This is a genomic window from Leuconostoc sp. C5, assembly GCF_056530425.1.
In genome coordinates this window covers 656,744-670,668 of record NZ_CP134351.1, presented here as the reverse complement: position 1 = coordinate 670,668, position 13,925 = coordinate 656,744, and the positions used below count along the sequence as shown (strand labels likewise).

The 13,925-nt window shown below is 38.6% G+C and carries 9 protein-coding genes; all 9 read right to left on the bottom strand.

The features are described from left to right. Window positions 1-33: 33 nt before the first annotated feature. Window positions 34-2,421, bottom strand: coding sequence for an SF1B family DNA helicase RecD2 (gene recD2 / locus RHP56_RS03445; protein WP_102753227.1), 2,388 nt, complete (start codon window positions 2,419-2,421; stop codon window positions 34-36). Next, window positions 2,421-3,074, bottom strand: a complete 654-nt coding sequence (locus RHP56_RS03440) for a histidine phosphatase family protein (RefSeq protein ID WP_102753228.1) — start codon at window positions 3,072-3,074, stop codon at window positions 2,421-2,423. The genes recD2 and RHP56_RS03440 overlap by 1 nt, the downstream gene beginning before the upstream one ends. A gap of 44 nt (window positions 3,075-3,118) precedes the next feature. Then, window positions 3,119-3,463 (bottom strand): DUF1831 domain-containing protein, encoded by a 345-nt coding sequence (locus RHP56_RS03435; protein ID WP_010289985.1) that lies wholly within the window; start codon window positions 3,461-3,463, stop codon window positions 3,119-3,121. Window positions 3,464-3,613: 150 nt separating this feature from the next. Then, the gene (locus tag RHP56_RS03430) at window positions 3,614-4,729 is read right to left on the bottom strand and encodes a BMP family lipoprotein (protein ID WP_014324482.1); all 1,116 of its coding nucleotides are present in this window, start codon (window positions 4,727-4,729) and stop codon (window positions 3,614-3,616) included. 156 nt (window positions 4,730-4,885) lie between these two features. Beyond that, complete coding sequence (locus RHP56_RS03425) at window positions 4,886-6,298, bottom strand: RsmF rRNA methyltransferase first C-terminal domain-containing protein (RefSeq protein WP_102753229.1); 1,413 nt, start codon at window positions 6,296-6,298, stop codon at window positions 4,886-4,888. Further along, window positions 6,298-7,209: a ribokinase gene (gene rbsK / locus RHP56_RS03420; RefSeq protein WP_102753230.1), complete on the bottom strand. Its 912-nt coding sequence runs from the start codon at window positions 7,207-7,209 to the stop codon at window positions 6,298-6,300. The genes RHP56_RS03425 and rbsK overlap by 1 nt, the downstream gene beginning before the upstream one ends. Window positions 7,210-7,338: 129 nt before the next feature. Then, complete coding sequence (locus RHP56_RS03415; protein WP_011679488.1) at window positions 7,339-7,746, bottom strand: phosphate-starvation-inducible protein PsiE; 408 nt, start codon at window positions 7,744-7,746, stop codon at window positions 7,339-7,341. Between the two features lie 73 nt (window positions 7,747-7,819). After that, window positions 7,820-12,133, bottom strand: coding sequence for a PolC-type DNA polymerase III (locus RHP56_RS03410; protein WP_102753231.1), 4,314 nt, complete (start codon window positions 12,131-12,133; stop codon window positions 7,820-7,822). A gap of 55 nt (window positions 12,134-12,188) precedes the next feature. Continuing rightward, window positions 12,189-13,907: a proline--tRNA ligase gene (locus RHP56_RS03405; RefSeq protein WP_011679486.1), complete on the bottom strand. Its 1,719-nt coding sequence runs from the start codon at window positions 13,905-13,907 to the stop codon at window positions 12,189-12,191. Window positions 13,908-13,925 lie beyond the last annotated feature (18 nt).

Genomic DNA, 13,925 nt, shown 5'->3' with positions numbered 1-13,925 from the left:
TATTATATTATACATTATACTATATGAAAACGATTACATGAAATCATATGGGGTAATATTTTCCATTCCGATCATCGGATTAACCGCACTACTAATAACCATTGTTGTTGTCAAATGAGGTGTTTTTTCAGGGATAGTTTCCGATTCATCTGAACTATCGTGCTCATTAACTTCAGTTTTACTGTGACTCAACCTTTGTTGCAGGAATGTGAATCTTTTCGGCACCAGTGTGCGTGAAGCACGTTCAAATGCAGTGTATTCTCCGACAAGAATCAAAGCCTCTTTGGCTCTGGTAATTCCTGTATATAATAAATTTCGATTAAGCATTAAACCAAAATGATTTGTCAAAACCATGATAACCAATTGAAACTCGTTACCTTGTGCTTTATGGACGGTCGTAGCGTACGCTAATGACAGTTGATTCAAATTTTTTTTGGGATAAGCCAATTCTTTACCATCAAAATCAATGATGAGGCGATCTTCATTATCATCATTGCCAATGTCAGACTTGTACTGGACAGCAATTATTTTGCCCATATCTCCGTTATAAACATCTCGCTCGCTGTCATTTTCTAGCTGTAAGACCTTATCACCCTTTCGGAAAATTGTCATTCCAAACTGCAAACTTTTTTGATTTGATTTAAGCGGATTGAACAATTTTTGAGCCATTTGATTTAAGGCAATTACACCGGCAGATGTTTTGTACATTGGGGTTAATATTTGTAAATCGTCTTGCGTGTAACCTTTTTTAATCGCCAATGCAACCACTTGTTCAATTGCTTGCGAAGCTTGCTCTGAATTTACCATAAAACTCGAACGATCTGGTTGATTCTCTAAGAAATCTGCTGGTAACTCACCGTTTTTAATATGCGTTGCAAGTTCAGTAATGCTGCTCCCACGGCCTTGTCGATAGATAACTTCTAATTCAATATGAGTGATATCTCCGCTACTCACTAAATCCTCTAATACATTGCCTGGTCCAACCGACGGTAGTTGATCGCTATCTCCGACGATAATTACCTTCATCCCATTTGGAACCGCTGCTAGCAATTTTGAAGTTAATTCAATATCTAGCATCGACGCTTCATCTATTATTAGTAGACCGCCTGCGATAGGATTATCCGCATTAAACTCTGGCTCATCCAAATCAGCAATACCCAGTAGCCGATGGATTGTCGAAGCATCATAACCCGTTACCTCAGTCATCCGCTTTGCTGCACGTCCTGTTGGTGAAGCCATTCTGACCTGATAATTTTTGAGAAAATCTTTAGTATTGTCTGCAAACTTTGCACGATTTTGAATCATTTTCTTCCAAGTGGCGACCATTGTGCGGATAATTGTCGTTTTTCCAGTTCCTGGTCCACCTGTTAACAAGAAAATTTGTGATTTCAACCCAGTTTTAACCGCCTCAACTTGTGTCTGATCGAGCGTCATTTGTCCAGGCGTCACAAATGATTCATCAATATCATTTGCTGTTATATTCAATGGAGAACTTGTATTTAATAATCGTTTTAAGTTAATAGCCGTTTCTTTTTCAGCAATGTACAACCTTTTCGCATAATAACGGCCATCATCGTTAACCAAAATATTGCTTTCAATTAAGCTCTGGATGGCCTTTTGAATTTGATTCGACATTTCGGTATTGTTTTGATGCAACATTTGCTCGACTGACAATAATAGTTGATCGTGTGATAAAAACATATGACCATATTGAAACGTCACATTCATAATTGTTGCGTAAACAGCGGCTTGCATACGCCGTTCATCGAATTTATCTACACCAACCTTATGACCAATATCATCGGCTTTTTTAAAACTAATGCCATCAAATTCAAATACTAAACGGTAAGGATCTTGCGTTAAAATGTCTTGTGCCTCATTACCGTATTGATCATATAAACGCCCGGCAATGTCCGCACCAATACCAAATTGATTGCCAATTTGGAACAAGCGTTCTAGACCTAAGTTAAGTCGCAAGGTACGCGCCAGTTTTCGAGCTGTTTCTGCTTTTACAATACCGTCAAGAATTTTTGCGTCATCTAGAATTAGATTGACAGCATTTAATCCCAAATGATTAACAATTTTTTCAGCCGTTTTTTTACCAATTCCAGTAAATTGGCCACTAGCAAAATACTTAATCAACCCGTTTTCATCAGGAGGCAGTTCATTTTCGTAATGATCGACTTTAAATTGCTGTCCGTACTTTGGATGTCGAACCAATTGGCCATAAAATCCGTATACACTTCCTTCTTGGACGTCAGCAAATGTTCCAGTGGCAATCATTTCTGGCTCTTGCCAATCTTCTAAAGTTGATTCTTCAATATGTACCGACAAAATTTTAAAATAGGATTCTGTCGATGAAAAAATAACGTTTTGTAACGTGCCAGTTATTTTATCTAATTGTTTTTCCGGGTATGCCATCAAATTGTTGTCGAATCATCCTGTTTCTTATTCAGATAACTGGTATTATTCCAGTCCTCTATCACAAAATTCTCACCATCAGTAGTTGATAAAATAGTCGTTGATGTATTAGTCAAGCCACCCCGCTCACGAATGCTCATACGGGGTTGCTTTAGTAAGCCATTTATTCCAAAAGACAGTTCCATACCATGAGAAACAATTAAAATATTGCTTTCTGGGAAATTATTAGCGGTTGCTTTAATAAAACGAACAAACCGAGCTTCAGCTTTTGTATATCCCTCGCCACCAAATTCTTTACCTTCAAATTTATCTAAATCATTGCGGTAGTTGTCAAAGCTTGATGCATACTGTTCTTTTACATTAGCAACTAGTTCACCTTCCCATTCGCCCAAGCCAACTTCAGCTAGATTTGACCGTAAAGATAAAGCAGGCTTATATTTTAGTTGTTTAGCGATGTTAATCGCAGTAATACGTGCCCTACGTATTGGCGAAGCATAAATGTGTTCAAACTTGATTTTACTCAAGAACTTGCCCACTTTTTTCATATCATTGTAACTCGAAGGTAACAATTCAGAATCACCATGCCCACCTTGAAAACGGCGCTCAAGATTCCATTCAGTTTGTCCATGTCGTACAAAATAAAATTTTGTCATAATTAATTACTTAGGCCTCCTGCATTAACCACTTCAAAAGAAATTTATTCATTTATTTCTTCCAGAACGCCTCGTTCAATTAACTCATTCACGAAAAAATAATAAAGTTTCACCAACTCAGCAGCATTATTGTTTTTGAAAATATCAACTCGCACAACATCTCCAGCAGAAACTGTACTCATTTTAAATCCAGTCAGTTCTTGATTGATTGAGACTTTCAATTGAATAGCATTATCGAGCGCTTTTTCTGGTTCTAAAGCACGGTGTAATATATGTACACCAGCTTTATTTGTAATAAAGCCAAGATCTCCAAGCGTATATTTTTTAATATTATTACTAAGTTTATATGTTTTATCGCCAGGTATCGTTACAGTTTTGTCAAAAGCCATGTCTTATTTTCTCCCTGATTTGTCTAATTAATATTATAACAAGTATTTCGGTCAAATGCTTTGCTACCAATAAACTTCTTGAACGAATATAGTACCAAATAGCAACAGCTAAGTACAAAAAAAGCTATTCAAATGAATAGCTTCTAGTATTTAAAAGTTTTGGTTAAATTGTGAACCCTTAGGATGATTTGGTACTGTAATTTTACCATTGATAATTGACTTTTCTGCCTTTTTAACTGCGGCCTTTTGAGACTTGGTCAATTCAGACTTTGTTAAATAAACACCATGATCGTCCAAGCCATAAGCGATGGTTTTACCACCAGGGAACTTCTTGTCTTTATTATATTTATCAGCAATGTTTTTCACACCATCGCCAACTGAAGTAATTGAAGAGGCCATCGTCGATGTGACCTTTTTCCCATCCTTTGATGTATATGATCCGTCAGATTTTTGATCACGGTCAACACCAATAATGTACAAACGATCTTTTGAGTCTGCATCTAACTTTGTATTTTCAGCCTTAGCTTCAGCAAATGCGCCATTACCGACAAATCCTGCGGCCGCAAAGATTGTGCGAATACCAGAAGCATACATAGCAGCCGCAATAGTCTTTCCCTTGGCAGAATCAGAGAAAGAATCTGCATATTGTTTTTGAACCGTCAATGATGAATCCGTTGCTTTCACGCCCGCTTCAAATCCTGCATCAAAAGCGTCAATGATGTTTCCATGGATACCACCAATAAAGCCTACTGTTTTTTCACCATTTTCTTTTGCTTTGGTTGCTGCAGCTACACCAGCTAAGTAAGAAGATTGCTCCGAACGGAACATCACACTTGCTACATTCTTACGGTTTTTGACAATATCATCAACTAGCACAAACTTCTGTTTTGGATTAAGTTTTGCTGATTTGCTGATTGATTGGTTTAACGAGTAACCAATACCGTAGACAATGTCATATTTTTTACTTTTTGTAGCCAAATTAAAATTCTGATTTAAATCTGACTGACTTTTTGTATTAAAATATGTAACTGCTGCATTTTGTCCAGCCTTTAAATTGTTTTCCTTGGCATAAGATTTTGCGCCTTCCCATGCTGATTGATTAAAGGAATGATCATCAACACCACCAACATCTAAGACCAATCCTAAAGTAGCACTTTTATTTGCATTTTTTGAGCTAGAAGAGTTGTGACTGGTAGCTGCATAAATGCCACCTGCAATCACAGCAGCAGCTGCTAAACCAGTAAAAATTTTTGTTGACCTATTCATGATAATTTCTCCCATTTCACCTTGTTTTCAAGTAAATAATCTTGTTTAGTGTAGCAATTTCTCAGATACTAACATTAATACATTTTACGTGACCGCGAAGAAAAAACAAGGCCATTTTCAGTCCTTGTTTTTTTAAAAAAAATGTCCCGACACACTTTATTTTTTAACAACAAATCGCAATCCTTTTGGAAAAAAGTTCTTAATTTGTCCGTTAACGTAGCGTCCCCATCCAGCACCGTTGCCATTAGCAGTCATTAATACCCAACCTTTGTCTAGGTCCAGCCTTGTCTGAATGACATCTCCGTGGACAAACTGTGCCCACTCCTCAGGATTCATTTCATACGACTGTTTAACTTCAACAGGGTTTAAAGCCAGAGCTAACGCATGTGCTGGCTCGAACCTTTTTTTCTTAAATAGACCTAATTCAAGGCCAAGACGTAATATTTTCATACTTGAAATATCTGGTGTCCCAATTGGTGCCATATACAAGTGGTCACCAAACAAAACATATTCATTCGCTTTTTGATCAAATGTAATCAGTGCTTCCTCAAAAAAATTAGATAAGATTTCACGTTGTTGTTTATCTAATGGTTTGTTCTTAAGCGGTTTGACAACAGATACATCATCGTAATCACCATTAGCCTTAACAAGCTTCGCCACAAAATGTCCTTCCCCTTCCAGCTTATGTGGCCACAATCTTGCAGCTTTTTTCATCACATCTTTTGTCGTCGTCGCACTGTGCTCAGTTGTTCCATTGACAAAAGCTTCGTCTATCCATTCAGGACGTGCATCACTAAGATTAGCGCCATCCGGCTTTTCAATCGAAACCAAACTAAATTCAGGATACGCCGCCATGAGCCAATTGATTATTTGCTCATCCTCTTCTGGAGCAAATGTACAAGTCGAGTAAACTATCTGCCCTCCCGGACGAAGCATTTTAACAGCTTCTGTGAGGATTTCACGCTGCCTCGTGGCGTTCTCTGCTGGATAATGTTCGTGCCAATAGGCTATCGCACCAGGATCTTTACGAAACATCCCCTCACCAGAACAAGGGGCGTCTAATAAAATTTTATCAAAAAAACCAGGTAATTTTGAACTCAGCTCAGCTGGTGTATGTGAACTGACAATCGCATTTTTAATACCCATACGCTCAATGTTTTCACTCAAAATTTTAGCGCGGTTTAAAAATATTTCGTTAGACCATAATAGCCCTTTTTGTCCCATGAATGCTGCTAGATGGGTTGATTTTCCACCTGGCGCAGCGGCTAAATCTAAAACGCGTTCGCCAGGATTTGGCCAAACAACCTCACCCACAAATTGCGCTGACGGTTCTTGGGAGTAAACCACACCAGTAACGTGATCTACTGAATGCCCGTTAACAGCTCCAAAATGTCCCCATTTACCATAGGGAAGATTACCATGATCTTCTGTATCACTGATGACAGGATATGGCTTTAACGGATTCACACGATACGCTTTTTGAACCGGTTCGTCAAAACTCAATAAAAAATCTTCATACTCATCGCCGAGGATCCGATTGTATTTATTTTTAAAGTCTTCAGGCAACATCAATAGTTATCAACCTCTTTATCTGTAGGAATTGAAGGAATAGCACCTGGACGTGTTACAGCGATTGCGCTAGCAATGTTGGCCCGCTGCACAGCATCATCTAAATTACTAAAATCAGGTGCTATGACGCTGGCTAATGTACCAATAAAAGTGTCACCTGCCGCGGTAGTATCTTGTGCGTCTACCTTTTCAGGTTGTACCCACCATCTTTTTTGACCATCAGCGATAAATGATCCCGCTTCTCCTAATGTGATAATACTCCGTTGGACTCCCTTCGCTTGTAGGGCATCACTAACTCGGTTTAAAACACCCTCGTCATTAATAACATTGATGCCCGTCAGTAATTGCGCTTCTGTTTCATTGGGCAGCACAATATCAGTGACAGCCATTAATTCTGGAGTAAGTTCATACACAGCCGGAGCTGGATTTAGGATTGTTTGCACATTATTTTTTTTAGCAATTTTAAATGCCGACAAAATAACTTCGAACGGCACTTCAAATTGTGCGATTAGCACATCAGCTTGCGCAATTAACGCTGTATTTATGTCCTCAATCGTTAAGGCTTGGTTTGCACCACCATGAATCAATATTGTGTTTGCACCACTCTCTTGCAACATAATGTATGCTGATCCAGTTGGCACATCACTATTTGTTGACACTGCGTCCACATTGACACCATTGGTGAGTAATGTTGCTCTCATAAACTGTCCATTTGCATCATTCCCAACAGCACCGATAAATGAAACATTTGCTCCTTGTCGTGATGCGGCAACTGCCTGATTAGCCCCTTTACCACCTGGTGCTGTTGTTACTTCAGTAAGTGCCATCGTTTCACCAACCAGTGGCATACGTGGCATTTTCATAATATTATCGACATTCAAGCTGCCGAGTACGACAATGTTTTTAGTCATGTTCCCGTCCAATTTTGATAAAATTTCTTTTATTATCATACCATGAAATGGTTGTTTAATAGCATAGATGATTCATATTATTTTATAGGCACAAAATAAAAAACTAATTATTAAACTAATAATTAGTTTTTAAGATCTGTATTTAGGCCGGAAATAGCGATAAATAGCTTGCGCTGAAATCAATAAAAATATTGCAGCTGCCAGCATTAAGGTCTTATAAGTTTGATCGTGATATACCAGCATAGCACGAACTATCGCTGTCACACCAATATACAAGAAGTTATCAGTCGAAATATGAGCATCTTTGACAAAATACTCTCTGCCTATCCCCAAAAATTCAAAAAACAAAAATACAATTAAGATTTGTTCAGCTAATTCAGTGAAATGTCCTGAGATATTCTTAATCGATAGCATCTGTGCTAAATTCCAGATTTCACGTATTAAAAATCCAAATATTACGATACCAATCAAAATCATCATAATGTTCAAGACATATTCATAATATCCAGCGACTTTTTGATGCCATTCATGTTTCATTTTTTTCTCCCTTTAATACGAACAGATAGATGAACAACAACTGCATATCTGTATTAAAAGTTTAACATAATAATTAAAAATCGAACAAGCTTAACTGATTTTCATCTGGTAATCCATCTAAAACAGAATGCAATGTCATAAACTCAATAATTGTTTGTGAAACCTTACCACGTTTCTTTAAATCTTCTTTGCTGATAAATGGTTTTTCGGTCCGTGCAGCTACAATTTGCTTAGCAACGTTATCACCCAAGCCTGGCAAAGAAACGAAAGGTGGAATCAAGGTGTCCCCATCAATCACCCACTCAAGCGCCTCAGACTTGTTTAAATCAACCATAGCGAAAGTAATGTTACGCTCCAAGGCTTCATTGGCCATTTCTAAAACAGTCAATAAGTTTTTATCCCCAACTGTTGCATCATTTCCAAGTGACTTCAACTTCTGAATAGCAGCTTTGGTGGCATCTTTACCCCGACTCATTGCTACGATATCAAATGCATCAGCACGTACAGAAAAGTAAGTTGCATAATAGATTGTTGGAAAATAAACCTTAAAGTACGCGATCCTCAATGCCATTAACACATAGGCAGCAGCATGCGCCCGTGGGAACATATACTTGATTTTAAGCATTGATTGGATATACCACTCTGGGATTTTTTCTTCACGTAGTTGTTTCTGATATTCTTCTGTTATTCCTTTTCCTTTACGGACCTTTTCCATAATATTAAAAGCATCTGCTGCAGGAACACCCCAATTAATCAAATCAGTCATAATTTTATCACGTGTTCCAATTACTGTTCCAATGGTGGCTGTTCCATTTTCAATTAATTCATTAGCATTGCCTACCCAAACGTCTGTTCCGTGCGATAGACCAGAAATTTGTAATAATTCTGAATATGTGTGTGGCTGTGTTTCTGTCAACATTCCTCGCACAAAGTTTGTACCAAACTCTGGTAATCCTAGTGTGCCAGTATTGGAAAAAATCTGTTCTGGCGTAACACCCAAAGCTTCAGTTGAGGTAAATAAGCTTAATACGCCTGGGTCATTTGCAGGTATTGACTGTGGATCAATACCAGACATATCTTTTAATGTACGCACCATTGTGGGATCATCGTGACCCAATATATCCATCTTGAGCAAATTATCGTGGATTGAATGATAATCCATGTGCGTAGTTTGCCAAAGGGACTTTTGATCATCCGCAGGATACTGAATCGGAGTAAAATCGTAGACCTCATATTCACGGGGCACAATTAAAATACCACCCGGATGTTGTCCAGTAGTACGTTTCACACCCGTCATCCCCTGCGCTAAACGCTCTATTTCAGCACCACGGTAATGTTGGTCATGTTCGCGCTCATAAGCTTTAACATAGCCGAAAGCTGTTTTTTCAGCAACGGTCGCAATGGTTCCAGCGCGGTATACATTATGTTCGCCAAACAAAACTTTCATATAATTATGAGCAATTGGTTGATAATCACCAGAAAAATTCAAATCAATATCAGGCACTTTATTTCCTGTGAAGCCCATGAAAGTTTCAAAAGGAATGTTTTGTCCATCCCCAATTAAAAATTCACCTGGATGATTTGGGTCTTCTTTTTCAGGCAAATCATAACCAGATTCATATTCTTTCGGATCAACCAATTCAAAGTAGTCTCCATGTGCAGAACGATAGTGAGGCGGTAATGGATTTACTTCTGTGATTCCAGACATTGTAGCTACAAAAGAGGAGCCAACTGATCCACGTGAACCGACTAAATAGCCGTCCTTAACTGACTTAGCAACTAATCTTTGCGCAATGATATAGTGTGGCGCAAAACCGTTTCCAATAATCGCTTTCAGTTCTTGATCAATACGGGCCTGTATTTCTTTGGGTATTGGCTCACCATACCATTGTTTAGCTGTTCGATAAGTTCTCTCAGTTAATTCATCACCAGCGCCAGGAATATTTGGTGGATAAGATCCGCTTTTCAAAGGTTCAATATCTTCAAGCATATTAGCAACTAAATGTGTATTATCAATGACCAACTTTTTTGCTAAATCAGCGCCCATAAAAGCATAATCGTCAAGTAATTCCTGAGTTGTCTTGAAATTCAAATCTGGTAAAGCTGTGCGATTTTGTGGATTACCGGGCTGTGTAGCGATTAAAATATTGCGATATATTTTGTCTTCTGGGTTTGTATACTTTACATCTTCAGTAACTACAACGGGCTTTTTAAGTTTATCCCCAATAGCCACCATATCTTTCAAAATACTCTGCAACTTTTCTTCCGTTGCAATTAACCCTGACTCAATCATCGGTTGATAATTTGCCGTTGGTTGTATTTCGATAAAGTCGTAATACGCTGCTTTTTTCTCTGCTTCCTGAATACCCTTTTCAATCAAAGAAATAATCACATCACCGCTGGTATCACCCGTTCCTACAAGTAGTCCCTCGCGATACTGTTCTAATATAGAACGCGGAATACGCGGTACCCGAGCAAAAAACTTAATGTTAGATCGAGACACTAATTTGTATAAATTTTTCAAACCTGTTGCATTTTGAACTAGCAAAGTGGCATGCACGGGACGCCCGTGCTTCCAAGCGTCTCCTTCAGTCATGCGATCATTCAACTCATTATGTCGGTTTAAATTATAACGTTCGTGTGCTTCCTTAATTAATCGCCAAGCGATATGTCCAGTGGTTTCTGCATCAAAAATAGCGCGATGCGCTTGTTCCAAATTAATATTGAAACGCTTGGCGATTGTGCCTAATCTATAAGACTTATAATCAGGGTATAACCAGCGTGTAAATGGTAACGTATCAATAATAGCATTCGTGATAATGGGTTGATTATAGCGCGTATAGGCAGCATTCATAAAGCCAACATCAAATGTAACATTATGCCCAACCAAGACGGCATTTCCAGACCATTCACGAAAACGTTTAATAATATTTTCTTCGGTATCTGAATTGGCAACCATAGCATCGGTAATAGAAGTTAACTTGGTGGTGAACTCAGAAAGTGGGAATCCAGGATTAATGTACTCTGAGAACTTCTCAATTACGTTACCCAACTGCATTTTAACCGCTGATAACTCAATAATACGATCTGTCACTGCCGATAAACCAGTTGTTTCAAGATCAAAAGCTACAAAAATAGTGTCTTTATTCAATAACTCGGTTTGATCTAAATTAAAGCCAATAGGCTCACCATCCTCAACCAAGTTAGCTTCCATGCCATAAATTATTTTCAAACCATTTTTTGCACCAGCAGCTGATGCCTCAGGGAATCCCTGAACATTACCAGTATCAGTAACAGCCAAGGCAGTTTGCCCCCAGCTTTTTGCTAATTTCGCAACGCCTGAAAAATCAGTAACTGCATCCATCGCTGACATATTAGTGTGTGCATGCAATTCAATATGTTTTTCTTCACCTTGATAAACTTCTTGTCGATTAGCATGATCTACAACCTGCAAATCATATATGTTCATCACCAATTCACGTGCGTATTGATCTTCTTGAATATTTCCACTTAATCGCACCCACAAACCAGACTTTAAACCGTCAAAAACAGCTTCGTCATTCTCATTGTTTGAAAATTTCTTAGCAGAAATCGAGCTTGAATAATCTGTCAATTTGAGTGTTAGTAGTTTCCGTCCAGAACGTAGCTCTCTTATTTCTTCCGCAAAAATATATCCTTCTATAACGACACGATTTTCTTCACCATCTATACTATCTAAACGTGTAATTTCAGCATCAGCAGGTATCTTACGCCCTAAAGCTAATGCAACACCTTCGCTAGAAACTTTAGGCTTTGATTGTTCATTGGCAACAATTGCTTTCTGCAAATCTTCACGCGCTCTAGCATGATGTTGTGCCACATTTTCTTGAATTTCTTGCTCAAGTTGTTCATCCAATTTTGGAGTCAACTTAATTTTTGGTAATCCAAAAGAATGATAAACTGTCGCAATTGAATCGATAACCTCAGCAGTCAGTGCGCGATACAAAATTGATGCGCCGACTGCAACACCAAAGTGGTTCGTTTCAATTGTCTTTAGTATTGTGTTGCTAGCAAGTTGTTGCGTTGTCGCATGGTTAAGACTTGATTCTTGTAGCGCTAGATGCCAATAAGAGTTGACGACTTCTTCGTTAACTTGCTGTACTGGCGTGGTGATCTGAAGTTGAACCACTGCTATATTAGTGAACGCAGTTCGTAAATACTGCTGAAATTGCATGTATACATTTACCGGCAGTATCTGTTCAATTTCGACATGAAAAAGCCACATTTTTTGACTAACTGAAACATCAACTTGAGACAAACAACCGTCATCAAAATAATGATGAATTTCTTCTGGCAGTTGAATATGCGTAAGTAAGTGCTGTAATTGTTCTTGTTGCGTTAACTTCATTTTATCCTCTACTTGAGTAAAAAAGCCGATAAAATATCGGCAATTTTAAATATACTTATTTTTCTGACGCATTTAGCAGTACTGAGACAGAATCCACGACTTCGCTAACTCGCATCTCAATGTTTGTGTTACTTGCTCGAACTTTGACTTCTACGACATCTTCGTCAGCCTTTTTACCGACTGTAATACGAATTGGTAGGCCAATCAAGTCCGCATCAGCAAACTTAACGCCAGCTCGTTCTTTACGGTCGTCAACTAATACTTCCATGCCTTGCGCTACCAACAATGTCTCTAGCTGTTCAGCCACACGAGCTTGGTCTTCATCCTTCATGTTAATTGGAACAATATGAATGTCAAATGGTGCTACGCTAGCAGGCCAAACTAATCCATCTTCATCAGCCTTTTGTTCGGCAATAGCACTCAATAAACGTGACACACCGATACCATACGATCCCATGATAACATCGGTTTGGCGTCCGTTATTATCCAGAACTTGTGCGCCTAAGGTTTTCGAGTATCGCGTACCAAGTTTAAAAATATGACCAATTTCAATACCTGAAGTAAACTGTAATTTACCCTTACCATCTATGGCTAAATCACCCTCGCGTACTGTACGGAAATCACTAACATTTTCTGCGAGTAAGTCAACATCACGATTCCAGTTAATATTGACATAATGCATCCCATCTTCATTAGCACCAGCGGCAAAATTAGCTAGATCAGCTGCTCTCTCATCAACTAAAAGCTTAACTTCTTCTGGTAATCCAACTGGTCCCAATGAACCAAATCCAGCACCAACTGCTTTACGAACATCCGCTTCTTCAGCCATAACCAACGAATCAGCATGTAAATAATTCTGAACCTTAACTTCGTTGACTTCAAAATCGCCAGTTGTCACAACAGCAACTAGTTCGTCATCTGCAACGAACATAATCGTCTTAACTAATTCATTCTTTGGCTTATCCAAAAGTGTGGCAACATCATCAATTGTCTTTTCGTTAGGGGTTGAAATCTTTTCAAGCGCCAACTGTTCAGCTGTTGCAGATCGACGTTCGTAAAAGTCCTTAGCCATTTCAAGATTAGCCGCATAATCTGTTGCATCAGAATAAGCAATCGTATCTTCACCAGCTGCAGCAGGTGCCGAAAATTCTTTAGAATCTGATCCACCCATAGCACCAGCATCGCCAACTATTGCACGATACTCGAGTCCTAGTCGATCAAAGATATTGGTGTAGGCTTCTTCCATATTATGAAATGCCTCATCCAAGCCTTCTTGATCAGCACTAAATGAGTAAGCATCTTTCATAATAAATTCACGAGTACGTAATAGACCGAAACGTGGTCGGTTTTCATCACGGAACTTTGCCTGAATTTGATAAACAGTCAATGGCAATTTCTTGTATGACTTAATTTCATCAGCAATTAATTGCGTAAAAGTTTCTTCGTGCGTAGGACCCAAAATAAAATCGCGATCTTGACGATTTTTAAACTTATATAAAGCTGGTCCGTATGTTTCATAACGACCAGAGCGTTGCCATAGCTCGGCTGGCAAGACTTCGGGTACCAACATTTCGTTGGCATCAATCTTATCCATCTCTTCACGAATAATTGTTTCAATTTTATTTAAAACTCGTTTTGCTAATGGTAAATATGAAAACATTCCCGCTGCAATTGGGCGAATATACCCTGCTTTTAGCAAAAGTTGATGGCTTTTTACTTCAGCCTCTGCTGGAATATCCCGCAATGTTGGCATTAATAATTTCGACTGTTTCATGAATTCCCCTTATGTTTT

Bases quoted from the DNA above. Each gene is read 5' to 3' on its own strand.
- recD2 (WP_102753227.1), bottom strand. From the start codon at position 2,421: ATGGCATACCCGGAAAAACAATTAGATAAAATAACTGGCACGTTACAA.
- RHP56_RS03440 (WP_102753228.1), bottom strand. From the start codon at position 3,074: ATGACAAAATTTTATTTTGTACGACATGGACAAACTGAATGGAATCTT.
- RHP56_RS03435 (WP_010289985.1), bottom strand. From the start codon at position 3,463: ATGGCTTTTGACAAAACTGTAACGATACCTGGCGATAAAACATATAAA.
- RHP56_RS03430 (WP_014324482.1), bottom strand. From the start codon at position 4,729: ATGAATAGGTCAACAAAAATTTTTACTGGTTTAGCAGCTGCTGCTGTG.
- RHP56_RS03425 (WP_102753229.1), bottom strand. From the start codon at position 6,298: ATGTTGCCTGAAGACTTTAAAAATAAATACAATCGGATCCTCGGCGAT.
- rbsK (WP_102753230.1), bottom strand. From the start codon at position 7,209: ATGACTAAAAACATTGTCGTACTCGGCAGCTTGAATGTCGATAATATT.
- RHP56_RS03415 (WP_011679488.1), bottom strand. From the start codon at position 7,746: ATGAAACATGAATGGCATCAAAAAGTCGCTGGATATTATGAATATGTC.
- RHP56_RS03410 (WP_102753231.1), bottom strand. From the start codon at position 12,133: ATGAAGTTAACGCAACAAGAACAATTACAGCACTTACTTACGCATATT.
- RHP56_RS03405 (WP_011679486.1), bottom strand. From the start codon at position 13,907: ATGAAACAGTCGAAATTATTAATGCCAACATTGCGGGATATTCCAGCA.